At 62.3% G+C, this 26,220-nt stretch carries 21 protein-coding genes; 13 read left to right on the top strand and 8 right to left on the bottom strand.

Going from position 1 to position 26,220, the window contains the following annotated elements:
• Window positions 1-25 precede the first annotated feature (25 nt).
• The 7 genes from AC0Z42_RS20845 (at window position 26) to AC0Z42_RS20815 (ending at window position 10,139) form a co-directional block, all read left to right on the top strand.
• Complete coding sequence (locus AC0Z42_RS20845) at window positions 26-1,108, top strand: glycosyltransferase family 4 protein (RefSeq protein WP_485470097.1); 1,083 nt, start codon at window positions 26-28, stop codon at window positions 1,106-1,108.
• A 29-nt stretch (window positions 1,109-1,137) separates the two neighbouring features.
• Window positions 1,138-3,006 (top strand): asparagine synthase (glutamine-hydrolyzing), encoded by a 1,869-nt coding sequence (gene asnB, locus AC0Z42_RS20840; RefSeq protein ID WP_485470096.1) that lies wholly within the window; start codon window positions 1,138-1,140, stop codon window positions 3,004-3,006.
• Window positions 3,007-3,015: 9 nt separating this feature from the next.
• A complete protein-coding gene (locus AC0Z42_RS20835; protein WP_485470095.1) occupies window positions 3,016-5,004 on the top strand; it encodes a heparinase II/III family protein in 1,989 nt (662 codons plus the stop codon).
• A 19-nt stretch (window positions 5,005-5,023) separates the two neighbouring features.
• A complete protein-coding gene (locus AC0Z42_RS20830; RefSeq protein WP_485470094.1) occupies window positions 5,024-6,334 on the top strand; it encodes a nucleotide sugar dehydrogenase in 1,311 nt (436 codons plus the stop codon).
• Window positions 6,315-7,562 (top strand): glycosyltransferase family 4 protein, encoded by a 1,248-nt coding sequence (locus AC0Z42_RS20825; RefSeq protein WP_485470093.1) that lies wholly within the window; start codon window positions 6,315-6,317, stop codon window positions 7,560-7,562. Before AC0Z42_RS20830 ends, AC0Z42_RS20825 begins: the two co-directional genes overlap by 20 nt.
• A 16-nt stretch (window positions 7,563-7,578) precedes the next feature.
• Window positions 7,579-9,015, top strand: a complete 1,437-nt coding sequence (locus AC0Z42_RS20820) for a mannose-1-phosphate guanylyltransferase/mannose-6-phosphate isomerase (protein WP_485470092.1) — start codon at window positions 7,579-7,581, stop codon at window positions 9,013-9,015.
• 89 nt (window positions 9,016-9,104) lie between these two features.
• Entirely contained in the window at window positions 9,105-10,139 is a 1,035-nt protein-coding gene (locus AC0Z42_RS20815; RefSeq protein ID WP_485470091.1) for a TIGR03790 family protein, read from the top strand.
• Between the two features lie 54 nt (window positions 10,140-10,193).
• Here AC0Z42_RS20815 and AC0Z42_RS20810 read toward each other — a convergent pair whose 3' ends face one another.
• Entirely contained in the window at window positions 10,194-10,946 is a 753-nt protein-coding gene (locus AC0Z42_RS20810) for a PEPxxWA-CTERM sorting domain-containing protein (protein ID WP_485470090.1), read from the bottom strand.
• Between the two features lie 508 nt (window positions 10,947-11,454).
• On the opposite strand from AC0Z42_RS20810, the gene AC0Z42_RS20805 reads away from it, so the two are divergent.
• Window positions 11,455-11,976, top strand: coding sequence for an FxDxF family PEP-CTERM protein (locus tag AC0Z42_RS20805; protein WP_485470089.1), 522 nt, complete (start codon window positions 11,455-11,457; stop codon window positions 11,974-11,976).
• A 137-nt stretch (window positions 11,977-12,113) separates the two neighbouring features.
• Here the strand turns inward: AC0Z42_RS20805 and murJ are convergent, their stop codons facing one another.
• Window positions 12,114-13,661: a murein biosynthesis integral membrane protein MurJ gene (murJ, locus tag AC0Z42_RS20800; protein WP_485470088.1), complete on the bottom strand. Its 1,548-nt coding sequence runs from the start codon at window positions 13,659-13,661 to the stop codon at window positions 12,114-12,116.
• Window positions 13,662-13,958: 297 nt separating this feature from the next.
• Between murJ and rpsT the strand changes: the two genes are divergently transcribed.
• A complete protein-coding gene (rpsT, locus tag AC0Z42_RS20795; protein WP_010395935.1) occupies window positions 13,959-14,225 on the top strand; it encodes a 30S ribosomal protein S20 in 267 nt (88 codons plus the stop codon).
• 100 nt (window positions 14,226-14,325) lie between these two features.
• Here the strand turns inward: rpsT and AC0Z42_RS20790 are convergent, their stop codons facing one another.
• Together AC0Z42_RS20790 and AC0Z42_RS20785 are read right to left on the bottom strand one after the other, a co-directional pair.
• Window positions 14,326-14,775 carry a DUF192 domain-containing protein gene (locus tag AC0Z42_RS20790; protein WP_485470087.1) on the bottom strand — a complete coding sequence of 150 codons (450 nt, stop codon included), beginning with the start codon at window positions 14,773-14,775 and terminating at the stop codon, window positions 14,326-14,328.
• 65 nt (window positions 14,776-14,840) lie between these two features.
• The gene (locus AC0Z42_RS20785) at window positions 14,841-15,404 is read right to left on the bottom strand and encodes a pseudouridine synthase (protein ID WP_485470086.1); all 564 of its coding nucleotides are present in this window, start codon (window positions 15,402-15,404) and stop codon (window positions 14,841-14,843) included.
• A 168-nt stretch (window positions 15,405-15,572) separates the two neighbouring features.
• On the opposite strand from AC0Z42_RS20785, the gene icd reads away from it, so the two are divergent.
• The gene (gene icd / locus AC0Z42_RS20780) at window positions 15,573-16,826 is read left to right on the top strand and encodes an NADP-dependent isocitrate dehydrogenase (RefSeq protein WP_485470085.1); all 1,254 of its coding nucleotides are present in this window, start codon (window positions 15,573-15,575) and stop codon (window positions 16,824-16,826) included.
• 66 nt (window positions 16,827-16,892) lie between these two features.
• Here icd and cspE read toward each other — a convergent pair whose 3' ends face one another.
• Complete coding sequence (cspE, locus tag AC0Z42_RS20775) at window positions 16,893-17,096, bottom strand: transcription antiterminator/RNA stability regulator CspE (protein ID WP_008446468.1); 204 nt, start codon at window positions 17,094-17,096, stop codon at window positions 16,893-16,895.
• 323 nt (window positions 17,097-17,419) lie between these two features.
• On the opposite strand from cspE, the gene clpS reads away from it, so the two are divergent.
• The 3 genes from clpS to AC0Z42_RS20760 all read left to right on the top strand — a co-directional run bounded on the left by clpS (window position 17,420) and on the right by AC0Z42_RS20760 (window position 23,547).
• The gene (clpS, locus tag AC0Z42_RS20770; RefSeq protein WP_308922478.1) at window positions 17,420-17,722 is read left to right on the top strand and encodes an ATP-dependent Clp protease adapter ClpS; all 303 of its coding nucleotides are present in this window, start codon (window positions 17,420-17,422) and stop codon (window positions 17,720-17,722) included.
• Window positions 17,719-20,019 (top strand): ATP-dependent Clp protease ATP-binding subunit ClpA, encoded by a 2,301-nt coding sequence (clpA, locus tag AC0Z42_RS20765; RefSeq protein WP_485470084.1) that lies wholly within the window; start codon window positions 17,719-17,721, stop codon window positions 20,017-20,019. Before clpS ends, clpA begins: the two co-directional genes overlap by 4 nt.
• A 162-nt stretch (window positions 20,020-20,181) precedes the next feature.
• The gene (locus tag AC0Z42_RS20760) at window positions 20,182-23,547 is read left to right on the top strand and encodes a S41 family peptidase (RefSeq protein WP_485470083.1); all 3,366 of its coding nucleotides are present in this window, start codon (window positions 20,182-20,184) and stop codon (window positions 23,545-23,547) included.
• Here AC0Z42_RS20760 and AC0Z42_RS20755 read toward each other — a convergent pair whose 3' ends face one another.
• Genes AC0Z42_RS20755 through AC0Z42_RS20745 form a run of 3 tightly spaced genes read right to left on the bottom strand, consistent with a single transcriptional unit; the run spans window position 23,548 to window position 26,189 of the window.
• On the bottom strand, window positions 23,548-24,249 hold the full coding sequence (locus tag AC0Z42_RS20755; RefSeq protein ID WP_485470082.1) for a LytR/AlgR family response regulator transcription factor: 702 nt from the start codon (window positions 24,247-24,249) through the stop codon (window positions 23,548-23,550). It lies immediately after the preceding gene.
• Window positions 24,246-25,280 (bottom strand): sensor histidine kinase, encoded by a 1,035-nt coding sequence (locus AC0Z42_RS20750; protein ID WP_485470081.1) that lies wholly within the window; start codon window positions 25,278-25,280, stop codon window positions 24,246-24,248. The genes AC0Z42_RS20755 and AC0Z42_RS20750 overlap by 4 nt, the downstream gene beginning before the upstream one ends.
• 21 nt (window positions 25,281-25,301) lie before the next feature.
• On the bottom strand, window positions 25,302-26,189 hold the full coding sequence (locus AC0Z42_RS20745) for an alpha/beta fold hydrolase (RefSeq protein ID WP_485470080.1): 888 nt from the start codon (window positions 26,187-26,189) through the stop codon (window positions 25,302-25,304).
• Window positions 26,190-26,220 lie beyond the last annotated feature (31 nt).

The raw sequence follows: 26,220 nt of genomic DNA, 5'->3' as shown, positions 1-26,220 counted from the left end.
CAAATCTATAACATATAATGCAAATATGACTACTGTAATGCTGCTGGGACCCGCGCTCGATGCCGTCAGCGGCGTGACGACCCATTTGAATCAATTGTTCCATTGTTCGCTGGCGCGCGACTTCCAGCTGGTGCATTTTCAGGTCGGCAGCGAAGGCCGCCGCGAGTCCGGCCTGCGCAAGCTGCTGCGCTTTGCCTGGAGTCCGTTCCAGTTCCTGCAGGCGTTGCGCGTGCACCGGCCGCAGATCGTGCATATCAATACGTCGATGGAATTGAAAAGCTACTGGCGCGACCTGGCTTACCTGCTGGTGGCCAAGGCGATGGGCAAGCAGGTGCTGTACCAGGTGCACGGCGGCGCCTTGCCGCAGGTTTTTTTTGGCGGCAAGCCGCTGCTGACGGGCCTGTTGCGCCGCGTGCTGCGCCTGCCCGATGCGGTGGTGCTGCTGGCGCAATGCGAGTTGCGCGGCTATCGCAGTTTCGATGCCAGCTTGCCGCTCGAGGTGATACCGAACGCGATCGACGCGGGCCTGGACGCCGGCGACAAGCCGCTCGCGCCGCAGCTGCCATTGGCGCTGGTGTATGTGGGACGCCTGGCCGCCAGCAAGGGGCTGTTCGAACTGCTTGAAGCGCTGGCGCTGGCGCGCGCAGCAGGCAGCACGGCCACCCTGGCGCTGGCCGGCAGCGGCCCGGCGCAAGCGGCTTTGCGCGCGCGTGTGGCGGCCTTGCAACTGGAAGGCCAGGTGACTTTCCTGGGGCCCGTGTTTGGCGCCGCCAAGGACGCCTTGTGGCGCGGCGCGGACGTGTTCGGTTTTCCCACGCACCACGAGGGATTGCCGTATGCTCTGCTGGAAAGCATGGCGGCGCGCACGCCGGTGCTGATCTGTCCGGTCGGCGCGATTCCGGACGTGGTGCAGGACGGCGTGCACGGCCTGTTCGTGCCGCCACGCGACGCGCAGGCGCTGGCAGACGCCATCGTGCGTCTCGACGGCGACCGTGCGCTGCTGCAGCGCATGGGACAGGCCTGTCGCGAGCGCATCGATAGTCACTATGCGGTCGAGCGTCTGGCGCAGGATTTCCGCCGTGTCTACCGCGCCTTGCTGGCGTCCTGAGCGGTCCATTTTTCAAGAAGCGAGCCTTTATGTGCGGTATTGCCGGTTTGATCTTTCCTTCGTCCGATGCCGGCCAGCGTGCCGTGCTTGATGCCATGGGCCAGGCGATTGCGCACCGCGGCCCCGATGACACCGGCGTGCTGCAGGCCGCTACCGCCGACGGCGCCTGGCAGGTGGGCTTGCTGCACCGGCGCCTGTCGATCATCGATATCGCCACCGGCCACCAGCCGCTGGGCAACGAGACGGGCGACGTGCAGATCATCTTCAATGGCGAGATCTACAATTACCAGCCGTTGCGCGAGGAACTGATCGCGCTGGGCCACCGCTTCCGCACCGCCTCCGATACCGAAACCATCGTCCACGCCTATGTGCAGTGGGGCGAGGACTGCGTGCGGCACTTTCGCGGCATGTTTGCATTTGCCATCTGGGATGCGCGCATTGATCGTCTGTTCATGGCGCGCGACCCGTTCGGCAAGAAGCCGCTGTTCCTGTGGCAGCACGAAGGCCGGCTCGCCTTCGGTTCGGAAATCAAGGCGCTGCTGGCCTTGCCCGGCGTGGCGGCGCAGGCCAATGAGGAGGCGATCTGGGATTATTTCGCCTACCGCTATGTACCCGGTCCGGCCACCTTGTTCCGGGACATCCGCAAACTCGCACCCGGCTCGACCGCGACCTGGGAAAACGGCGTGCTGCGCGAGCACGTGTACTACACGCCGCCCGACAGCCGCCCGCGCGTGGTGGCCAGCGTGCCGGCCGACCCGGTCGCCACGTTTCTCGACAAGCTCGACGAATCGGTGCGCATCCGCATGATTGCCGACGTGCCGTTCGGCGCGTTCTTGTCCGGCGGCATCGATTCCTCGGCGGTGGTGGCGCTGATGTCGCGCCATGCCGGCGTGCCTGTGAAAACTTTTTCGGTCGGCTTCAAGGAGGGCGGTTTCAGCGAGCTGGCCTATGCGGCCGATATCGCGCGCCAGTTTTCCACCGACCACCATGAACTGGAAGTGTCGGTCGACCAGGTGATCGAGTTGCTGCCCGACCTGGTGCGCTTTCGCGACGCCCCCGTGGCCGAGCCGTCCGATATTCCCATCTACCTGCTGGCGAAGGAATCGCGCAAGACGGTCAAGATGGTGCTGACGGGCGAGGGCTCCGATGAAATCCTGGGCGGCTATCCCAAGCATGTGTACGAGCGCTATGCGGGCAGCTACCAGCAATTGCCGGGCCTGCTGCGGCGCGGCCTGATCGAGCCGGCCATCGGCGCCTTGCCGTATCGTTTTCGCCGCGCCAAGACAGCCATCGTCAACCTGGGCCTGGAAGCGTTCGACGAACGCATGCCGCGCTGGTTCGGCATGATGTCGGACCAGGAGCGGGCGCGCCTGGTGGCGATGCCGGCGCCGCAGCGCTCGCAAGAGGCCGGTCTGGGCTGTGGCGGCGGCGACAACAGCGCGCTGCGCCGCATCCTGTGCTTCGACCAGAAAAGCTGGCTGCCCGACAATCTGCTGGAACGCGGCGACCGCATGACCATGGCCGCCTCGCTCGAAGCGCGCATGCCCTTCATGGACCAGGAGCTGGCCGCCTATGTGTCGAGCCTGTCCGACGACTACCGCGTGCGCGGACGCACCACCAAGTGGATCTTGCGCGAGGCGATGAAGCAGTTGCTGCCACAGGCGATACTGGAACGGCCGAAAGTGGGTTTCCGCGTACCCGTCAACGAATGGTTCCGTGGGCCCATGAAAGATTATCTGTACGAGCACCTGACGGGCGCCTCGTCGCGCACGCGCCACTACTACCATGCGCAGGCGCTCGGGCAGGTGCTGGCCGAGCACGTGAAGGGGCGGCAAAACCACGAGAAGCTGCTGTGGAGTTTGCTGACCCTGGAAGTCTGGCATCGCCAGTACCTGTGAACGCACACCATGCTGGCTAATCTGTCCTGGAAACTGAACCGCCTGCGCGCCATGGGCGCGCCGGAAGTGGCGCACCGCGTGCGCGACGCGGTGCAGCAGCGCCTGCAGGCGCGCGGCATCGGCCTGGCGCACGTGCCGCCGCCGGCCTCGCTGGCGCACTTTGGCCAGCCCTGGCTGGGACTGCCGGCAGACCCGGCACCGCACCTGGCGGCGGCCGAGCGCATCCTGACCGGGCGCTTTGATGTGTTCGCGCTGCGCGATGCCGCACTCGGTTTTCCGCCCGAGTGGAACCGCGACCCGAAGACGGGGACCCTGGCCCCGGTCACGTTTGGCAAGACCCTCAATTACCGCGATGAAGCGGTGGTCGGCGATATCAAATGCTTGTGGGAACCGAACCGCCACCTGATGATCAGTGATCTCGCGATGGCGTACCGCCTCTGTGGCGAGCTGAAATACGCCCGGGCCGTGCAGACCCTGCTGGAATCGTGGTGGCAGCAATGCCCGTATCCGCTCGGGCCGAACTGGAGCAGCGCGCTGGAACTGGCCTTGCGCCTGGTCAGCTGGTCGCATGCCTGGCAGCTGCTCGGCGGCATCGACAGCCCGCTGTTCCACGGCGCCGGTGGCCAGGCTTTCCTGCAGCGCTGGCTGGCCAGCATCTACCAGCATTGCCATTTTATTGCCGGCCATTTTTCGCGCCACTCGTCGGCCAACAACCATCTGTTTGGCGAACTGACGGGGCTGCACGTGGCGGCGCTGACCTGGCCGTGCTGGCCCGAGAGCGCAGCCTGGCTGGCGCAGACGGAGCGCGAACTGGAACAGCAGGCATTGCTGCAAAATGGCCCGGATGGCGTCAACCGCGAGCAGGCGATTTACTACCAGCACACGGTGGCTGACGAGATGCTGCTGTGCCTGCTGGCCGGCCGCGCCAATCGCCGGCCACGTTCGCCCGCGTTCCTGCAGCGCCTTGAGAACATGCTGGAGTTTGTCGCCGCCGCGATGAACGTGGCGGGCGGCATGCCGATGATCGGCGACGCCGACGACGCGCAGCTGGCCAACTGGGACAAGTCACCTGGCGCGAATGTTTATCGCTCATTGCTGGCCAGCGGCGCGGCGCTGTTCGCGCGCAGCGATTTCAAGCTGAAGGCGGGGCGTTTTGACGACAAGAGCGCGTGGCTGCTCGGTGATGCAGGGCGGCAGGTTTTTGACGCCTTGCCGGTCGTGGCGCAGACAAGCTTGCCGCGCAGCTTTCCCGACGGCGGCTACTACCTGATGGGCGCGCGCTTTGACACGCCCAGCGAGGTGCGTTTGATGCTTGACGCCGGTCCGCTCGGCTACCTGGGCATTGCCGCCCACGGCCATGCCGACGCGCTGGCCTTGACCCTGTCGGTGGCGGGCCAGGCGGTGCTGGTCGATCCAGGTACCTACGCCTATCACACGCAAAAAAAATGGCGCGACTATTTTCGTGGCACCAGCGCACACAATACGCTGCGTATCGATGGCGTGGACCAGTCCGTATCGGGCGGCAACTTCTTGTGGCTGCGCAAGGCCAGGGCAAGCTGCCTGGCCTGGCGCGACGATGCCGCAGGCCAGTTCTGCAGCGCCAGCCACGACGGTTACCTGGCCTTGCCCGATCCCGTGTTGCACCGGCGCGAAGTCAGCGTGGCGCCCGATGCCGCGCACATCGTGGTCGATGACGTGCTGGAATGCAAGGGCACGCACGAGGTCGAGCTGTTCTGGCATATCGATCCGCAATGCGCGGTCACGCTCGAAGGCGGCGTGCTGCATATCCGTGGCGACGCTTTCGAGATTGCCATGCACTTGCCGGACATGCCCGGCGCCACGATGGCGCTGGTGCGCGGCAGCGAACAGCCCGTGCTGGGCTGGATTTCGCATCGTTTTGATGAAAAACAGGCTGCGCCCACCTTGGCCTGGCGCGCGCGGCTCGAAGGCGGGGCCAGGCTGCGCACCACATTACACTTGATGACAACTGAGCTATAAAGAATTGACGAGGAAAAAAATGAAAATCAGCATATTTGGTTTGGGTTACGTGGGCGCTGTCTCGGCCGGTTGCCTGGCCACCGACGGCCATGAAGTGATCGGCGTCGACCCGAACAGGACCAAGGTCGAGCTGATCAACCAGGGCACCACGCCGATCATTGAAAAAGACATCGGCGAGATGATTGCTGCCACCGTGAAAAGCGGCCATCTGCGCGCCACCGCGGATGTGCGCGACGCCGTGTTCGGTTCCGACATGTCGCTGATCTGCGTCGGCACGCCATCGCAGTTGAACGGCAACCTGGACCTGAGCCATGTGCGCAAGGTGTGCCAGGAAATCGGCGCGGCGATCGCCGAAAAAGACACCTTCCACGTGGTTGTTGCGCGCAGCACGATGCTGCCCGGCTCGATGCGCTCGCTGGTGATCCCGACCCTGGAAGCGGCCTCGGGCAAGGTGGCCGGGGTCGATTTCGGCGTCTGCAACAATCCCGAATTCCTGCGCGAAGGCACGGCTGTTTACGACTACTACAATCCGCCGAAGACCGTGATCGGCGAGTCCGATGAAAAAGCCGGCGCCCTCTTGGTGCAGCTGTATGAAAAGATGGATGCGCCGCTGGTGCGCACCGATGTGGAAACGGCCGAGATGGTCAAGTACACCGACAACACCTGGCACGCCGTGAAAGTGGCGTTCGCCAACGAGATCGGCAATATCTGCAAGGCGGTCGGCATCGACGGCCACAAGGTGATGGACATCTTCTGCCAGGATACAAAATTGAACCTGTCACCGTACTACATGAAGCCGGGCTTTGCCTTCGGCGGCTCGTGCCTGCCGAAAGACGTGCGCGCGCTGACCTACAAGGCGCGCACGCTGGACCTGGATTTGCCGCTGCTCAACTCGATCCTGCCGTCGAACCAGAAGCAGGTGGAAAAAGGCATCAAGATGATCGCCGACAAGGGCGCGCGCAAGGTGGGTATTCTGGGCTTCTCGTTCAAGGCCGGCACCGATGACCTGCGCGAGTCGCCGCTGGTCGACGTGATCGAATACCTGCTCGGCAAGGGCTACGAGCTGAAACTGTACGACAAGAACGTCAACCTGGCCGCGCTGACGGGCGCCAACCAGGATTACATCCTGAACCACATCCCGCACATCTCCAAATTGATGGTCACCTCAATGCAGGACGTGCTGGACTTTGCCGACACCATCGTCATCGGCAACGGCGCGGCCGAATTCAAGACCGTGCCGGCCAGCCTCAAGCCGCACCAGCATATCGTCGACCTGGTACGCATCAGCAAGGAACAAAGTGGAGAGCAATATGACGGCATCTGCTGGTAATGCCGCGGGCGGCAAGCCCCGCAGGGTATTGATCCTGGTGGAAAACCTGCCGTCGCCATTCGACCGGCGCGTGTGGCAGGAGGCGACCACGCTGCATGCGAACGGTTATGAGGTGTCGATCATCTGCCCGACCGGCAAGGGCTATGAATCGCGCTACGAAGCGATCGACGGCATCCATATCTACCGCTACAACCTGCCGCTGGAAGCCGAAGGCGCCAAGGGCTACCTGGTGGAATACTCGCTGGCGCTGTTCCACACCTTCCGCCTGGCGTGGAAGGTGCATTTCGCGCGCGGCTTCGATGTGATCCACGCCTGCAATCCGCCCGATTTGCTGTTTTTGATCGGCGGCTTTTTCAAGCTGACGATGGGCAAGCGCTTTCTGTTCGACCATCACGACATCAACCCGGAACTGTACGAGGCCAAGTTCGGCCGGCGCGACTTTTTCTACAAGCTGATGGTGCTGTTCGAGCGCTGGTCGTTCCAGAGCGCCGATGTGTCGATCGCCACCAACGAGTCGTACAAGAAGATCGCCATCGAACGCGGCGGCATGAAAGCCGAAGACGTGTATGTGGTGCGCAGCGGCCCCAAGCTGGACCGCCTGCGCGTGCTGCCGCCGGTGCCTGAACTGAAAAAAGGCCGTGCTTTCCTGGTCGGTTATGTGGGCGTGATGGGTGCCCAGGAAGGCATCGATCTGCTGCTGCAGGCGGCCCGATATATCGTGCAGACCCTGGGGCGCCAGGACGTGCAGTTCGGCCTGGTCGGCGGCGGCACCTCGCTGGAACAAATGAAACAGATGGCGCAGGAGATGGGCATTGCCGACTACGTGACCTTCACGGGGCGCGTGCCGGACCAGCAATTGCTGGAAATGCTCAACACCTCAGACGTGTGCGTGAACCCGGACGTGGCCAACGACATGAACGACAAGTCGACCATGAACAAGATCATGGAATACATGGCGCTGGGCAAACCGATCGTGCAGTTCGACCTGGTCGAAGGCAAGGTGTCGGCGCAGCAGGCGTCGCTGTATGCGTTGAAGAACGATCCGGTCGACATGGCGCGCAAGATCGTCGAGCTGCTCGACGACCCGGCGCGGCGCGAACAGATGGGCGCATTTGGCCGCCACCGCGTGATCAACGAGCTGGAATGGGAGTACGAGGCGCCGAAATTGCTGGCCGCCTATGCGCGCCTGTTTCCCGGTGCCGCGCCGGCGCTGCAAACCAGCAAATAAGATCGGGAAAACAGCCATGAAGATTTATCCAGTGATATTGTCGGGCGGTTCCGGCACCCGTTTGTGGCCGCTGTCGCGCGCCGTGCTGCCCAAGCAACTGCTGCCGCTGGTGGGCGAGCTGACCATGCTGCAGGAAACCGCGCTGCGTGCGCACAGCCTGCCGGGCGGGGTTTGCCAGGTGATGCCGCCGCTGGTGGTGTGTGGCAATGAGCACCGCTTCATGGTGGCCGAGCAGCTGCGTGAAATCAAGCTCGAACCGTTGGGCATCCTGCTCGAACCGGTGGGCCGCAATACGGCGCCGGCGGTGGCGGTGGCGGCGCAGTACCTGCTGGCGATCGACCCCGAGGCCTTGATGCTGGTCTTGCCGGCCGACCATGTGATCACCGACGTGGCGGCTTTCCACCAGGCCATCATTGCCGCAGCCGCGCTGGCGGCCGATGGCGCGCTGGCGACCTTCGGCATCGTGCCCACCGCACCGGAAACCGGCTATGGCTATATCCGCGCCGGCGCGACGGTGGGTACCGAACCGGGGCAGGGTGCTTGCCGGGTCGAGCGTTTCGTCGAAAAGCCGGACCTGGCGACGGCGCGGGGTTTCCTGGCGGCCGGAAATTACTTTTGGAACAGCGGCATGTTCTTGTTCCGCGCCGAGCGCTATTTGAGCGAACTGGGCCAATTCCAGCCGGCCATGCTGGACGCCTGCGTGGCGGCCGTGCGCGACGGCTACCGGGACCTCGATTTCTGCCGCCTTGATGAAAAGGCGTTCACCAGCAGCCCGTCCGATTCGATCGACTATGCCGTGATGGAACGCACGGCGCATGCGGTGGTGCTGCCGGCCAGCATCGGCTGGAGCGATGTCGGCTCCTGGACGGCCCTGTGGCAAGTGCAGCAGGGCGACGCCAGCGGCAACGTGGTGCGCGGCGACGTGTATCTCGATGGCGTCAGCAACTGCCTGGTGCGCGCCGAGCGCCGCCTGGTGGCCGTGCTGGGCGTGAGCGACCTGGTCGTGGTGGAAACCGATGACGCCGTTCTGGTGGCCCACAAGGACCAGGTGCAGCGGGTCAAGCAGGTGGTCGACCATCTGAAGCAGCAGGGCCGCAGCGAACACGTGCAGCACCGCAAGGTGTACCGCCCGTGGGGCAGCTACGAAGGCATCGACCTGGGCCAACGCTTCCAGGTCAAGCGCATTACCGTCAATCCGGGCGGCAAGCTGTCGCTGCAGATGCACCATCACCGGGCCGAGCACTGGGTAGTGGTCAGTGGCACGGCCCGCGTGACCTGTGGCGAGAAGGTGACGTTGCTGACGGAAAACGAATCGACCTATATTCCGATCGGCATGACGCACCGTCTGGAAAACCCGGGCAAGCTGCCGCTGCACCTGATCGAAGTGCAGTCGGGCAGCTATCTGGGCGAGGACGATATCGTGCGGCTGGAAGATGTCTACCACCGCGCATAAGGCCTGCCAGCGCGCGAAGGGCGCTATAATCATCGGAGGAAGGGCAGCCCAGGCTGCCTGCGATTTCCCACCCTACCGGCGACCACTCATTGCGTACCTTTCTTAGTCTGATACTGGCGACGGCCGCCGCTACCCTGTGCGGCAAGGCCAGTGCCGATGCGCCGCCCGCGGCCGCCGGCCTGCAGCCGTCGCAGCTGGCCATCATCATCAATGACGCCGAGCCGAACAGCGTCGAAGTGGGCGAATACTACCGGCAGGTACATGGCATTCCGGCCGCCAATGTTGCCCACGTCACTATTCCGAACCGGCCGCGCAAGCTGAGCATGGATCAGTTTTCCCAGCTCAAGGAGCGTATCGACGCGCAGCTGAAACCCGGTATCCAGGCCGTGCTGATGGTATGGAGCGCGCCGTATGCCGTCGAGTGCAATTCCATCACCTCGGCATTTACCCTGGGCTACGATGCGGGGCAGTGCAGCAAGACCTGCGACGCCGGCAAAGCCAGCCCCTATTTCAACAGCAATGTGGCCCAGCCATATACCCAGCTGGGCTTGCGCCTGGCGATGCTGCTGCCTGTCGATTTCGTGGAGGAAGCCAAGGCGGTGGCCGACCGCGGCGCCGTCAGCGGCTTTTCGCCGCCGGCCGCCAGCGCTTATTACCTGACGACCTCGGACGCCGCGCGCAACAGCCGCGCGCCGCTGTTTCCGCCGCCTGGCATGCTGGCGGCGCGCAAACTGGCCATCAAGCACCTGAAGGCGGACAGCCTGGAAGGCGCGCAAGACATCATGGTCTACCAGACGGGCATGGCCAGGGTGGCCAAGCTCGACACCCTGCGTTTCCTGCCCGGTGCGCTGGCCGATCACCTGACTTCGTTTGGCGGCGACTTGCAAGGCAACGTGCAGATGAGCAGCCAGCGCTGGCTGGAAGCGGGGGCGACGGCGAGCTACGGCACCGTCAGCGAACCGTGCAGCTACTGGCAGAAGTTTCCCCAGCCCAGCGTGCTGCTGCGCCGCTACCTGTCGGGCAGCACCGCACTCGAAGCCTACTGGGGCAGCGTGGCGTGGCCGGCGCAAGGCCTGTTTATCGGTGATCCGCTGGCGGCGCCGTATGCGCGCTTCCGGCGCTGACAGCGTGGATGGTTCCAGATGAAAAAAAGGCCCTTGCGGGCCTTTTTGCTGTGCTTACGCTGTTGCAGCCAGCTTGCGCCGTCCTGCCAGGGCCACCAGGCCCAGGCCGGCCAGCAGCATGGCCCAGGTTTCAGGTTCCGGCACGGCCGGCACTTCCGGCGTTGTGGTAATCAGACCGCCGCCGCCGGTATTGAGGCCGCCGGCCGCGCCGCCACCGCCCACGCCGCTCGAGTCGCCAGTGGTGGGCAGGTTTTCACTGAGCAACGCCGCCGTCATCAGTGGCGCCTGGTTGTCGGCGCTGCCGCTGCGGCTGCGGTTCAGCGCACGGCCCGCCGCACCGTAGGCCGGGGTCTCGTCGAGTGGGTACACTTCCTCGGCTGCCACGAAATCACGGGTGCGAAAGCGAAACTGGTTGTCATCGGTGGACAGTATCTTGCCGCCAGGTATGACTGCATCATTGCCTGACAGGGCATTGATCGCCAGCCGATGCGTGCCGTCGCCGGAATCGAACTTGCGCAATTCCTGGTCCGAGACCACACCGGTAAATTCCGGCGTCGGCTTCTTGCCGTCATTGGCGCGCGTGCTGCCACTGATAAAGCCATCGGCCAGGCTGCAGGCGCTGTAGGTGCCGTCGAGGTTGGCATCCTTGGCATTGCCGTTCGCGCTGTTCGTGCTGGCCTGGCAACTTTTCTGATTGTCGCGCGGCTGGACCTGTGTTTGCGCATGGGCGCTGCCGGCGAAGGCCATGATGGCAGCAGCCAGCAGCAAAGGACGCGCGGTCATCGGAATGAAAATCGATTTGGACATGATAGTTCTTTCAAAAACAGGTGCGCCGCGTTGCTGTTGACGCTGGTCGCGCATATGGCAGCCACCCATCCCTGTGACCGTTGTGTGCGGGGAAGAGCGTGCTTTTCAAGGCCGGGCATGGGTGAGGCCTGAACCTGTGTGTACTGCGTCCTGTTCAAGCATTATCAGGAATTAAACTTATTTGTAGGAAATATATCATATTTTTCTGTTCAGTGTCGAGCTTGCTTTGGCCTTGCGGCCACAAAACTGCGTTCTGTTGCAATCACACAATGCCATTTGCCACGGCGCCACGATTGCGGCGCCACTTGGCACTTGCGCTGATATTGGCGCTTGGAAACTACACAAAGCAGGGAACTATTTCTTACGGAAAATAATTTCCTATTAGTAATTTTAAATAAAATATTTATAATGTATGTAGTGCAATTATGCTACCATAATTATCAGTACTTCATGTACTTTGGGTGGCCAGCGCACAGCAGCCATGAAATCATTTGAAAGAGAGATAACCATGAAATTGAAATTGATTGCTGCTGGTATCCTGGCGGCGGCATCGTTCAGCGCCTCTGCAACCGATCATCTGCTGGGCATTCTGGATCCAACCGGTTCGGATACCTTGTCCGACAAATCGGACAAGTTTGCCAGTGCCGGTACGGCCATCAGCGACAGCTGGTTCTTCCAGCTGCTGACGCCTTCGTCGACGTCGTTCGGCGCGCTGCAAACGTTTTCGGTCGCGGAAGGCGCTATCACCAATTTTGCAGGCTCGCTGTTTGGCGTGGGCAGCAACACCTTCTACGGCGATCTGGCCCTCAGCACCTCTTCGGTGTCGAGCCAGAGCCTGAGCTGGGCGGCTCCTTTGGCAGCCGGCAACTATCGCGTGGACATTTCCGGCACTACCGCTGTTGATCGTTCGCAATATCTTGCGACCGTGGCAGCGCTGCCGGTACCGGAGCCGGAAACCTACGCCATGATGCTCGCTGGCCTGGCACTGGTGGGCGCCGTGGCACGCCGCCGCGTGAAGAAATCTGGCTGATAATCGCAGTGCAAAACGAAAACCCGCCGAGGCGGGTTTTTTTTCGTCTGCACAAGCAAATGTTCAGGGCCAGGCGCCAGGGCGAAGGCAGTGCGCCAGCACGGCGAGACGCTGGCAACAACGCTCTGGTCATTTGCTCATGCGGTGCGCTTGAAATCGCTGAAGCGGAAGCCGGCCAGCAGCAAGGTGCCGAAATAGGCCGCGCCGCACAGGCAGATCAACAGGCCCAGGGTGCCGGCCCGCAACAATGGATGAGCTTGCATGGCAATCCAGTCGATGCGGGTCGCGCCATACGCGGCCACGCCGCCCATCACGGCCAGGGCCGGCAGCAGGCGCAGGAAGAATTTCAGCCAGCCCGGTTTCGGCGTATAGATGCCGCGGCGGCGCAAGCCCCAGTAAAGAAACGTGGCGTTCAGGCAGGCGCCCAGTCCGATCGACAGGGCCAGGCCGGCAACGGCCAGATACGGCACGAACAGCCAGTTCATCAGCTGCGTGGCGATCAGCACGCCGATGGCGATCTTGACGGGCGTGCGGATATCCTGGCGCGCATAAAACGCCGGCGCCAGGGTTTTCACCAGGATGATGCCCAACAGCCCCAGGCTGTAGGCCACCAGCGGCTCGGTCGACATGGCCACCGATTCGGCGGAGAATTTTCCGTAGTGGAAGAGGGTGGCGATCAGCGGCGTGGCCAGAGTCGCCATGCCGACTGCCGCCGGCAAGGCCAGCAAAAAGGTCAGGCGCAGGCCCCAGTCCAGCAGGGACGAGTATTCCGCCTTGTCGCCGTCGACATTGGCTTTCGACAGGCTGGGCAGCAAGATGGTGCCCAGCGCCACGCCCAGCATGGCGGTTGGAAACTCCATCAGGCGGTCCGCGTAGGACAGCCAGGAAATGCTGCCTTCGGCCAGGCGCGAGGCGATGCTGGTGTTGATCATCAGGCTGATCTGCGCGGCCGATACGGCAAACACGGCCGGCCCCATCTTTTTCAGCACGCGCCGCACGCCGCCGTCGGACAGGCCGATGGCCGGGTTGATCGACAGGCGCGGCAGCATGCCGATCCTGATCAGAGCCGGTACCTGGATTGCCACCTGCAGCAGGCCGCCGACGAACACGGCAATGGCCATCGCGTAGATCGGCTGCGCCAGGTGGGGTGCCAGGAATAGTGAGGCGGCGATAAAGGACAGGTTCAGCAGCACCGGCGTGAACGCGGGAATCTTGAATTCGCGCCAGGTGTTCAAAATGCCGCCGGCCAGCGCCACGAACGACATGCAACTGATATAAGGGAACATCAAGCGCGTCATCCAGACGGCCGCGTCAAAGGCGCCGGGGTCCTTGTTCAGGCCGGTGGCGATTACATACACGAACCACGGCGCGCCCAGAATGCCGATGACCGATACCAGCAAAGTGGCCCAGACCAGGGTGGTGGCGACATGGTCGGCCAGCTGCTTGCTGGCGTCTTGGCCATGCTGGTTTTTATACTCCGACAAGATCGGCACGAACGCTTGCGAGAAGGCGCCTTCGGCAAACAGGCGGCGCAGCAGGTTGGGAATGCGGAAGGCAACGATGAAGGCGTCGGTGTAGGCGCCGGCGCCAAAGGCGCGCGCGAACAGGCTTTCGCGCAGTAATCCGGTGACTCGGGACAGCATGGTCATGCTGGAAATGGCGGCGAGGGTTCTGAGCAAGTTCATGGGGGCAGATTATAGCTGGGCGCAGCCTGCGCAAACGGTTAACATGTAGTAATAATCACGACCGCCAGCCCTGGGACTGTGCCGTTTTTCGCCTTGTCGATGCCGATACTGGCTTTTTTGAATTGCCCTCGCCGGAAAATATCGTTATAATCGAAGGCTGTACAGAATTCTGTTACGCAGACACTAATGTTTGACAGGCACTGGTTTGGCACACATGGTTCGGCAGACGCACAGAACGCACCGGTTGGCAAACACTAATGTTTGCAAACGCACTTTGACCCTGTTTTAGGAAATTCCATGGCAAATACCGCACAAGCGCGCAAACGCGCTCGTCAAGCAGTTAAGCAAAACGCACACAATTCGTCCCAGCGTTCGACCTTGCGCACAGCTATCAAAGCTGCTCGCAAAGCGATCCAGGGCGGCGACAAGGCAGCTGCTGCTGCAATCTTCCAGGCTTCCGTGTCGACCATCGACCGTATCGCTGACAAGAAGATCATCCACAAAAACAAGGCAGCTCGTCACAAGAGCCGCCTGGCAGCTGCTTTGAAAGCACTGTCCGCTTAATATTCGCCCGCGCGCCAGTTCGCTGGCGCTGGATGAAAAGCAAAAACCCGCAGACTTGTTCTGGCGGGTTTTTTCGCGTTTCATCGGCTACTGATGCGGTTTATTTTGCCTGTGGAAGATTGCCGATCAACATGCCCGGCTTGATATTGCGCAGCCGAAACCAGCCCAGCTTCATCTCCAGCGCATAGCGCGCCGGCGTATGTCGTGCCGAACAATGGCTATCGAGCGTGTTCGGCTGCATGTCTTCGATATTGATGATCTTGCCGGAAGCATCGAGAAATGCCACCGACAGCGGCAGCTCCGTATCGCGCATCCACATGCATAGCGTAGCCGGTGCGCCGAACACGAACAGCATGCCGCCATTGACGGGCAGGCTGTCGCGGTACATCAGGCCCAGTTCGCGCTGGTTTTCCGTGGCGGCCACCTCGGCCGTAATGACGTGCGTGCCTGCCAGCAGTTGCATGGTCTTCAACGGCGGATTTTGCGCCCCTGCCGGAGCCGTCGCCGCCATCGCAAAGGCCAGGCTGCTGCAAAGCAAAAAATTTTTCATGTGCAAGACGGTAGCGGTGGAAGCGGCGATTAAGCCATGCTGGCGCGCCAGCCGTCAAGCCGGCGTCATCGCTTGTTCAGCGCGTCACTGGCTACTTCGCACCATTCGCCTGGCATCAAAGGGTGGCTGGCCAGCGAGAATGGCCCGATGCTGCTGCGCACCAGGCGCAGGGTCGGCAGGCCGACGGCCGCCGTCATGCGCCGCACTTGCCGGTTTTTTCCTTCTTTCAGGGTAATTGCCAGCCACGAGGTGGGCTGGCCGGCGCGGGTGCGGATCGGCGGATGGCGTGGCCACAGCCAGTCGGGCTCGGCAATCTGCACCGCCTGGCACGGCCTGGTGATAAAGTCGCCCAGGTCCAGCGGCGCCTGCAGGCGCGCCAGGCTGGCCGCATCGGGCACGCCGTCAACCTGCACCAGATAGGTCTTGGCTTCCTTGCGGTCGGGGTGGCTGATATCGTGCTGCAGCCGGCCGTCATCGGTCAGCAGCAGCAGGCCTTCGCTGTCGGCGTCGAGTCGGCCGGCCGGATAGATGCCGGGGATATCAAGATGGTCGGCCAGCGTGGCGCGGCCATCCTGCGGCGAAAACTGGCACAGGACCTGGAAAGGTTTGTTGAAAAGTATTAGTGGCATGGTGTTATCTTGATGCAAAAGGGAAGGGCGCCGCCGGTGAAGCGTGGCGCCGTGTACTATAGTGGTGCATAATGAGAAACGCGGCCGTCTTATATCTTATAGAAGACCTTTTGATGCCTTTCTCTGCCCCTGACTCGTTTTGTGAAGCAATCCCCTTCGGAGATTTTGATGTACCAACATATTACAGTACCTGCTGACGGACAAAAAATCACCGTCAATGCCGATTTTTCGCTGAACGTGCCCGACCAGCCCATCATTCCCTTTATCGAAGGCGATGGCACCGGCAGCGATATCACGCCGGTGATGATCAAGGTGGTCGACGCGGCAGTGGCCAAGGCCTATGGCGGCGCGCGCAAGATCAGCTGGATGGAAATTTTTGCTGGTGAAAAAGCCACCCGGGTGTATGGCGCCGACAGCTGGCTGCCGCCGGAAACGCTGGACGTGCTGAAACAGTATGTGGTGTCGATCAAGGGGCCGTTGACAACGCCGGTCGGTGGCGGCATGCGTTCGCTCAACGTGGCGCTGCGCCAGCAGCTCGACCTGTATGTCTGCCTGCGTCCGGTGCGCTATTTCAAGGGCGTGCCGTCGCCATTGAAAGCGCCGGAAAAAACCGATATGGTGATTTTCCGCGAAAATTCGGAAGATATCTACGCCGGCATCGAATATGCGCAGGGCACCGATGAGGCGAAGAAGCTGATCGATTTCCTGGTCAGGGAAATGAAAGTGACGAAAATCCGCTTTCCCGAGACCTCGGGCATCGGCATCAAGCCGGTGTCGGTCGAAGGCACCGAGCGCCTGGTACGCAAGGCGCTGCAATATGCGATCGACAATGACAAGCCTTCCGTGACGATCGTTCACAAAGGTAACATCATGAAATACACGGAAGGCGGTTTCCGCGACTGGGCCTATGCGCTGGCGCAAAAGGAATTTGGCGCCGAACTGATCGATGGCGGCCCGTGGTGCAAGTTCAAGAATCCGCGCACGGGGCGCGACATCACGGTCAAGGATTCGATCGCCGACGCGTTCCTGCAACAGATCCTCATGCGTCCGGTGGAATACAGCGTGATTGCCACCCTGAACCTCAATGGCGACTATATCTCCGACGCGCTGGCGGCGCAGGTGGGCGGCATCGGCATCGCGCCGGGCGGCAATCTGTCCGATTCGGTCGCGATGTTCGAAGCAACCCACGGCACGGCGCCGAAATATGCAGGCAAGGACTATGTGAACCCCGGTTCCCTGATCTTGTCGGCCGAAATGATGTTGCGCCACATGGGCTGGGTCGAAGCGGCGGACCTGATCATTGCGGCGATGCAAAAGTCGATCGCCCTCAAGCGCGTGACCTATGATTTCGCGCGCCTGATGGAAGACGCGACGCAAGTGTCGTGCTCGGGCTTTGGCGAGGTGATGGTCGAGCAGATGTAAACAGGTAAGACGAAAAAAAACCCCGTTCGAAAACGGGGTTTTTCACATCTGAGGGCCGAAAGAAGCTTAGGCGGACTGGATGTTGGAAGCTTGCTTGCCTTTAGGGCCTTGCGTGACTTCGAATTGAACTTTTTGACCTTCTTTGAGGGTCTTGAAACCGTTCATGTTGATTGCGGAGAAATGAGCAAACAAATCTTCGCCGCCGTCATCTGGAGTGATGAAGCCAAAACCTTTGGAATCATTGAACCACTTAACTGTACCTGTTGCCATAAAAAGAACTTTCAAAATTAAAACAAATCACACGAGCCATAAAAGCAAGAAGCTTCCTGCCCCCTCCTCGACGTCTCACTTCTTATCAAGCTGTACATATTACTGCAACAGTCGATACCGCATTGTTGGCGGAATAAATATTGAAGTCAAGCGCTTTTCCACCAATCTTGCCAATTTCTTCACGGGCACCAAAAAAGCAACTCTTGATTTTGGCGACAGGGACGCCATCTGCGCTGTAGTGAGAAAACGCGTAAGATTGAAAACAATTGGAAACGCGCAGATATTGCGCATGACAACCACTGTGAAAGCATTAGAATAAGCGTATGGCAACCAAGCACGACACAGAAGCCCTGCTGGAGCGGCAAGCCCTCAAGCCGCCGCCGCTCTATCAGGTAGCCTTGCTCAATGACGACTATACCCCGATGGAATTCGTGGTGGCCATCATTCAGGAGTATTTCAACAAGGACCGTGAAACGGCGACGCAAATCATGCTCAGTGTTCACCGCTACGGCAAAGGAGTGTGCGGCGTGTTCTCTAAAGATATAGCCTGTACCAAAGTGGAGTTCGTTTTAACGCATGCGCGCAAGGCGGGGCATCCCCTGCAGTGCGTGATGGAGGAAGTATGATTGCGCAGGAATTGGAAGTAAGTTTGCACATGGCGTTTGTCGAAGCTCGGCAGGCACGGCATGAATTCATCACGGTGGAGCATCTGCTGCTGGCACTGCTGGATAATCCCTCTGCGGCCGAGGTGTTGCGGGCTTGCGCGGTCAATATTGACGACCTGCGCAAGACCCTCACCAACTTCATCGGCGATAACACGCCGACCGTGCCTGGCACGGGCGAGGTCGATACCCAGCCGACGCTTGGTTTCCAGCGCGTGATCCAGCGCGCCATCATGCACGTTCAGTCGGCATCGAATGGCAAGAAGGAAGTGACCGGCGCCAATGTGCTGGTGGCGATCTTCGGCGAAAAGGATTCGCATGCGGTCTATTACCTGCACCAGCAGGGCGTGACCCGCCTGGACGTGGTCAATTTCATTTCCCACGGCGTACGCAAGGACCAGTCGACCGAAAGCGCGAAAGCGTCGGAAGGCGTGGAAGAGGCGCCGGCCGAAGGGCAACCGAAGGAAAGCCCGCTCGACCAGTTCACGCAAAACCTGAACAAGGCCGCTGCCGAAGGCAAGATCGACCCGCTGATCGGGCGCGAGGACGAAGTCGATCGCGTGATCCAGATCCTGTGCCGCCGCCGCAAGAACAACCCGCTGCTGGTGGGCGAGGCTGGCGTGGGCAAGACGGCGATTGCCGAAGGCCTGGCCTACCGCATCACGCAAAGCGATGTGCCCGAAATCCTGCAAAACGCCGTCGTGTATTCGCTCGACATGGGCGCCTTGCTGGCCGGTACCAAATACCGCGGTGACTTCGAGCAGCGCCTGAAAGCCGTGCTGAAGCAGCTCAAGGACAATCCGAACGGCATCCTGTTCATCGACGAGATCCACACCATCATCGGTGCGGGCTCGGCGTCGGGCGGCACGCTGGACGCGTCCAACCTGCTGAAACCGGCACTGGCCAATGGCCAGTTGAAATGCATCGGCGCGACCACCTACACGGAATTCCGTGGCGTGTTCGAAAAAGACCATGCACTGTCGCGCCGCTTCCAGAAAGTGGACGTCAACGAGCCGACCGTCGAACAGACCGTGCAGATCTTGCGCGGCCTGAAGTCACGCTTCGAAGAGCATCATGGCGTGAAATACTCGCAGTCGGCGCTGTCGACGGCGGCCGAACTGGCAGCACGCTTCATCAACGACCGTCATCTGCCCGACAAGGCGATCGACGTCATCGATGAAGCGGGCGCGGCGCAGCGCATCTTGCCGAAGTCGAAGCAGAAAAAGACCATCGGCAAGAGCGAGATCGAGGACATCATTGCCAAGATCGCCCGCATTCCGCCGCAAACGGTCAACCAGGACGACCGCAGCAAGCTGCAAACCATCGACCGCGACCTGCGCAACGTGGTGTTCGGGCAAGACCCGGCCATCGAAGCGCTGGCCTCGGCCATCAAGATGGCGCGCGCTGGCCTCGGCAAGACGGACAAGCCGATCGGCTCGTTCCTGTTTTCCGGTCCGACCGGCGTCGGCAAGACCGAGGTGGCCAAGCAACTGGCGTTTATCCTCGGTATCGAGCTGATCCGTTTCGACATGTCGGAATACATGGAGCGCCATGCGGTGAGCCGCCTGATCGGCGCGCCACCAGGTTACGTTGGTTTCGACCAGGGTGGCCTGCTGACCGAAGCGATTACCAAGAAGCCGCATGCGGTGCTGCTGCTCGATGAAATTGAAAAAGCCCATCCGGACATTTTCAATATCCTGCTGCAAGTGATGGACCATGGCACCCTGACGGACAACAATGGCCGCAAGGCCGATTTCCGTAACGTGATCATCATCATGACCACCAATGCGGGTGCGGAGAGTTTGCAGAAGGCCTCGATCGGCTTCACCAACTCCAAGCAGGCAGGCGACGAGATGGCCGACATCAAGCGCATGTTTACGCCGGAGTTCCGCAACCGTATCGATGCAACCATCAGCTTCCGCGCGCTGGACCAGGAAATCATCCTGCGCGTGGTCGACAAGTTCCTGATGCAACTGGAAGAACAGTTGCACGAGAAAAAAGTCGAAGCCGTGTTTACCGAGAAGCTGCGTGCCTTCCTCGGCAAGAAAGGTTTCGATCCGCTGATGGGCGCGCGTCCGATGTCAAGGTTGATCCAGGACATGATCCGCAAGGCACTGGCCGACGAACTGCTGTTCGGCCGCCTGGTGTCCGGCGGCAAAGTCACGGTCGATCTCGACGACAAGGACCAGGTCTTGCTGGAATTCCCGGAACCGCCTGACGCGGCGCCGACGGCCGCACCTGAAACGGTGGAAGTGGAATAAGACTTCTCTGCTTCTTCAAAAAACCCGCCCACGCAAGTGGCGCGGGTTTTTTTACGTTCATAGGGGTAATAAAGCAGGTTTTCTTCGGGGCACTTTGTGCCAGAATTGCTGTCCGGTATCGACATGATGTCCATGCCACCTGACCGCTATCTGGATGCCTACATGAAAATTTCCCATCGCCTCACCCTGCTGCTGTTGTCGGCTGGCCTGCTGGGCAGCGCCACTGCTCCCGCCGCTGCCACCAGTTATTTCCGCTTTCCTGCCGTGCGTGGCGATACCGTCGTCTTTACCGCCGAAGGCGATCTGTGGAAAAGCAGCGTGCAGGGCGGTCCCGCCCAGCGCCTGACCACCCATCCCGGCTATGAAACCAATGCGGCGATCTCGCGCGATGGCCAGTGGCTGGCGTTTTCCGCTTCGTATGAAGGGGCGCAGGACGCTTATGTGATGCCGCTGGCGGGAGGCTTGCCGCGCCGCATTTCGTATGACAATGGCGGCGTGCTGGTGCTGGGCTGGACGGCGCAGGGCGAAGTGCTGATCAGCACGCAAAACACCGATGGTCCCGCTTCGCGGCGCATCGTCGCCGCCATCGATCCAGTCAAGCTCACGCGGCGCGTGTTCCCGGTGGCCGACGCCAATGACGCCGTGCTCGACGATGCCGGCAAGACCCTGTTCTTCACGCGCTTCGGCCTGGCCATGACGAATGACAATGTGCGCAACTACCGCGGTGGCGCGCACGCTCAGCTGTGGCGCTATGACCTCGATGGCAAGAGCGAAGCGGTGCCTCTGCATGGCGACTCTTCAGTTCGCGCCGGCAACAACAAACGCCCGATGTGGTGGCAGGGCCGCGTGTATTACATCAGCGATGAAAGCGGCAGCGACAATCTGTGGAGCATGCTGCCCGACGGTAGCGACCGCCGCGCGATCACCAGCCATACGCAGTGGGATGTGCGCAATGCTTCCCTGGGCGACGGCAAGATCGTGTACCAGCTGGGCGCCGACCTGCAGCTGCTGGATCTGGCGACGGGCACGGACTCGCCGCCACTGCCGATCAGCCTGGTGTCCGATTTCGACCAGCAGCGCGCGCGCCAGGTACGCTCGCCGCTCGACACTCTGTCCAGCGTGCAGCTGTCTGGCAAGGACGAGCGCATTATCCTCACCGCGCGGGGACGGGTCAGCATCGCCGGCACCGGCAGCCAGCGCCGGGTCGATATCGCGATTCCCGAAGGCGCCCGCGCGCGCGATGCGGTGTTCAGCAGCGATGAAAAATTCGTCTACGCGATAGTCGACACCAGCGGCGAAAACGAGATCTGGCGCTATGCGGCCGACGGTTCCGGTCCCGGCGAGCGTTTGACCACCCAAGGCGACAGCCATCGCTGGAAACTGTACCCGTCGCCGGACGGGCGCTATCTGGCGCACAGCGACAAGAAAGGCCGCTTCTGGCTGCTCAACCTGGCGACAAAAGCCAACGAGCTGATCGACGATGCGGGCAAGGCCGGCGTCGACAAGCACGACGAGGTGCAATGGTCGCCCGACAGCCGCAACCTGACGCTGGTGCGCGTGGCCAGCAACGAGCAGCGCGAACAGATCGGCCTGTACAACCTGGCCAGCAAGGAATTGCACTTCGTTACCAGCGACCGCTATACCTCGGGCTCGCCGATGTTTTCGCCCGATGGTCGCTGGCTGTATTTTTTGTCGGCGCGCAATTTCCAGCTGGCCAATGGCTCGCCCTGGGGCGACCGCAACATGGGCCCCGTGTTCGACAAGCGGGTCGGCGTGTATGCGCTGGCGCTGCAGCCGGGCAACCGTTTTCCATTCCAGCCCGACGACGAGCTGAGCCGCCCAGGTGTGAAGCCGGCCGAGACGGATGCTGAAAAGGCGGCCGAACTGGCGGCCGAAAAAGCGCTGGAAAAAACCGGCAGCGGCAAGGCTGCCCTGAAGAAACCGCCAGCCACTTTGCCGTCGATTGTCACGAAAGGCCTGGCCGAGCGCCTGTATGAAGTGCCGCTGGCCGCCGGCAACTACACGGCGCTGGCGCTCGACGACAAGCGCCTGTACTTTCTGGAGCGTGACGGCGCCGGCGACAAGGCCAGCCTGAAGACTTTGGCGATTGGCAATACCGGCTCCAAGCCCGAGCTATTGGTGGCCAATGTGCGCGAATTCGATCTGGCGTTCGATAAAAAGCATCTGTACTACCGCACCATTGCGGCCGCGCCGGCCACCGGTCCCGGTCCCGGCGAGATGCTGGTGATCGAGGCGGGGGCCAAGCTGCCGACCGACCTGGCGAAAGCCAAGGTGAAAATCGACGACTGGACTTTTGTCTCGAATCCGCGCCTGGAATGGAAGCAGATGTTCAACGACGCCTGGCGTTTGCACCGCGATTTTTTGTATGACGCGAAGATGCGCGGCGTCGACTGGAACGCCGCGCGCAGCAAATATGCGCCGCTGGTCGAGCGCGTGACCGACCGCGCCGAACTCAATGACCTGCTGGGCATGATGGTGGCCGAAGTGGGCGCCCTGCATTCGCAGATCCGCCCCGGCGAATTGCGCCGCACGGAACAGGAGGGCACGCCGGCCGGCCTCGGTGCGGTGCTGGCGCGCGCGAAGGATGGCTATGTGGTCGAACATATCTACCGCAGCGAGCCGGAACTGCCGGCCGAACGCGCGCCCTTGTCGCGCCCCGAAGTCGACGTGAAGGAGGGCGACGTGATCACGGCCGTCAATGGCAAGGACGCCCTCGGTGCGCGCGATATCAGCGACTTGCTGCTGAACCAGGCCGGCAAGCAGGTGCTGCTGCAGGTCAGGCGCGGCAGTGCGCCGCCGCGCGCCGTGATCGTCACGCCGGTCGACATGGCGAAACAGACGGCGCTGCGCTACGGCGACTGGGAACTGAGCCGCGCCGAACAGGTAGCGGCCAGCTCGCAGGGACGCATCGGCTACCTGCACCTGCGCGCCATGGGCGCGCGCGATATCGCCTCGTTCGCGCGCGATTTTTATGCCAATATCAACCGCGACGGCCTGATCATCGACGTGCGCCGCAATAACGGCGGCAATATCGACAGCTGGATCATTGAAAAGCTGCTGCGCAAGGCCTGGGCCTTCTGGGCGCCGCCCGGCGTGCAGCCGTCGTCGAACATGCAGAACACTTTCCGTGGCCACCTGGTGGTGCTGGTCGACGAGCTGACCTATTCCGATGGCGAGACCTTTGCCGCCGGCATCAAGGCACTGAAGCTTGCGCCGCTGGTGGGCAAGCGCACGGCTGGTGCCGGCGTCTGGCTCAGCGACAGTACCCGCCTGCTGGACAACGGCATGGCGCGCGTGGCCGAAAACGGCCAGTTCGGCGCCGACGGGCAGTGGCTGATCGAGGGCGTGGGCGTGGTGCCCGACGTCGAGGTGGAAAACCCGCCGCACGCCACCTTCAATGGCGGCGACCGCCAGCTGGAAGTGGCTTTGGCGCTGCTGGCCAAAAAGCTCAAGGAACAGCCGCTGCGCCAGTTCCAGGCCCAGCCTATACCTGCGCTGAAACGTTGATTACAGGCTGGCGTCGGCGCGGAACTGCTGCGCGCGGCGGCGCGACACCTCCACCCGCGTGCCGTCGGCCAGCAGCAGTTGCAGGCCATCGGCAGCGGCCGGCGCCACCGCCGCCACATGCGCCAGGTTGACCAGCTGGCGCCGGTTAGCGCGAAAGAACTGCGCCGGGTCCAGCCGCTCTTCAAGCTGGTTCAGCGAGCGCAGCATCAGGGGCTGTCCGGCGCCGAAATGCACGCGCGCGTAATTGCCTTCCGATTCGAACAGGGCGATGTCGGCCAGCGCCACGAACCAGCAGCGCTCGCCGTCCTTGATGAAGATTTTTCCTGGCGCCGTCGGCGCGGCCTGCACGCGCGCGCCGGCGCGCCGCAAGGCCGTTGCCAGGCGATGCGCCTGCACCGGCTTTTGCAGGTAGTCGAGTGCGCTCACTTCAAACGCCTGCAGCGCGTACTGGTCGTAGGCGGTACAGAAGATCACTTCGGGCGCCGTGTCCAGCGCGGCCAGCAAATCAAAGCCCGAACCGCCCGGCATCTGCACGTCGAGCAGCAGCAAGTCCGGCGCAAGCAGCGCGATCTGCGCCATCGCCTCGGCCGCGCTGGCCGCCTCGCCGACGATGTCCACTTCAGGGTGCATTTTCAACAGGCGGCGCAATTCGGCGCGCGCCAGGCGTTCGTCGTCAACCAGCAGTACGCGCAAGCCGGTCATGGCTGCGGCAACATCAGCACGGCATGCACGGCGCCATCGCGTTCATCGAGCGACAGCGTGGCCGCAGCGCCCAACGCCAGCGCCACGCGCTGGCGTGCGTTGGCCAGTCCCACCCGGGTCGAGACTGACTGCGCACGCAGCGTTCCCGTATTGCTGACGGCAATGCGCACAAAGCCATTGTGGCGCCTGGCAGTGATGCTGATCGCGCTGCCATCCAGGCTCGGCTCCACGCCATGCTTGACGGCGTTTTCCACCAGCGTCTGCAGCGCCATCGGCGGGATGCGTATGGCTTCCAGTCCCGCGTCGATTCCCAGGCTCACGCGCAGCCGCTCCTCGAAGCGGATCGCTTCGACCGCCAGGTAGGCTTGCACCGCCTGCCATTCGTCGGCCAGCGGCACGGTGTCGTGCCGGTTCGATTGCAGCGTGTAGCGCATCAGCGCGGCCAGCTGGTCGACCATGCTGGCGGCCGCTTCCTGGTTTTCAAACACCAGCGCGCGCACGCTGTTGAGGCTGTTGAAAAAGAAGTGCGGATTGACCTGCGCCTGCAGCGCGCGCAGTTCGGCGTCCTTGGCCAGCACTTGCAGGCGCAGCGCTTCGGCCTCGAAGCGGCTGGCGCGGCGCAGCGACTGTATCAGCGAATACAGCACCGTCCAGACCAGGAAGATGCCGAACCACGAGACCAGCGCCGACGGCAGCCAGTTCAGGCTGGTGACGGGACCGAACGGCTGCAGCACGGCATACGCCAATCCGGCCAGCACGCACTGCATCAGGGCCAGCAGCAGCAGGGACGGCAGCACGACCTGCCACGCGAAGCGGCCGTTGATCCAGCCGCGCTGGCGCAGCACGCGCCGCCACAAAATCGACAGCAGCAGGCCACTGGCCGCGCTCCACCAGGATACGCCGATGACGGCCCAGCTGACGGGCGCAAAGCTCAGGCTCAGCAGCGCCAGCAGGGCGGCGATATTCCAGCCCGTGAGCTGGAAGATCCAGTACCAGTTCAAGCGGGCGAGCAGGGGCGGCTTCTGGTTCATGGCGGTGTGAAGATCGCGTTTTTATTTCAGGAATTGTTCGATCTGGCCATGCAGCCAGTCGGGATCATCGTACATGATGAAGTGGCGCGCTGTCTCGGCCATGACGATCTGCACGCCCGGCAGCTGCCGGTACTGGCTGCCAAATATCGCTTCGGTGGCGGCGCGCGGCGCATAATCCTTGTAGGCGATCCAGGTACCGAGCACCAGGGTTGGAGACTTGATGCTGGCGACATCCTGGCGCAGGTCGGTGCCGATAAGGCTGGCCATCGTATCGATCACCGTGTTCTTGTCCGAGCGCATGCCCCAGCCCGTGATGCGGGCCACGTCTTCCGGCTTGCCGGCCATGCTGGCGACACTACGCTGCTGGTTGGCCGCAAACGTGGCGCCATCCTGGGCGCGCATGGCGCTGCGCATCTGCGCCGCCATGCCTTGCAGTTGCTCCGGCGTGATGCTCGGCAGCTGCACCGCGCCGAGCGCCGGCAGCGAGTCGACGATCAGCAGCTTGCCCGCTTGTTGCGGATGGTCGATCGCCAGTTTCAGGGCCAGGAAGCCGCCCAGGCTGTGGCCGATGATGGCCGGCTGGCCCAGTTGATGGTCGCGGATATAGTCGGCCAGTTGTGTCTCTGCTTGCGCCAGCAGGTCGCCGGCAACCGGCGCCACGCCGGCAAAGCCGGCCAGGCTCAAGACATGGCACTGGCGTTGCTGGCCTGGCCCGCACAGGCGCGCCACCGTGCCTTGCCAGACCTCGCCCGATGACGCCAGGCCGGGGATCAGGATCACGGGCGCGCCCTTGCCGGTGACCTCGACCTGGAAGGCCGGGTGGGAGGCGGCAGGGGCGGCGTGAACGGCGGTGGCAATCGCCAGGGTGGCGAAAAAAGCGCCGCAGCGGCGTAGCGGAAAGAGGGTCATGGCAAGCTCCGTGTGGGTGATCGACAAGCCG

The organism is Janthinobacterium sp. 1L-D-8-B-C4 (assembly GCF_057291295.1).
This window is presented reverse-complemented; position numbering and strand designations above follow the sequence as displayed.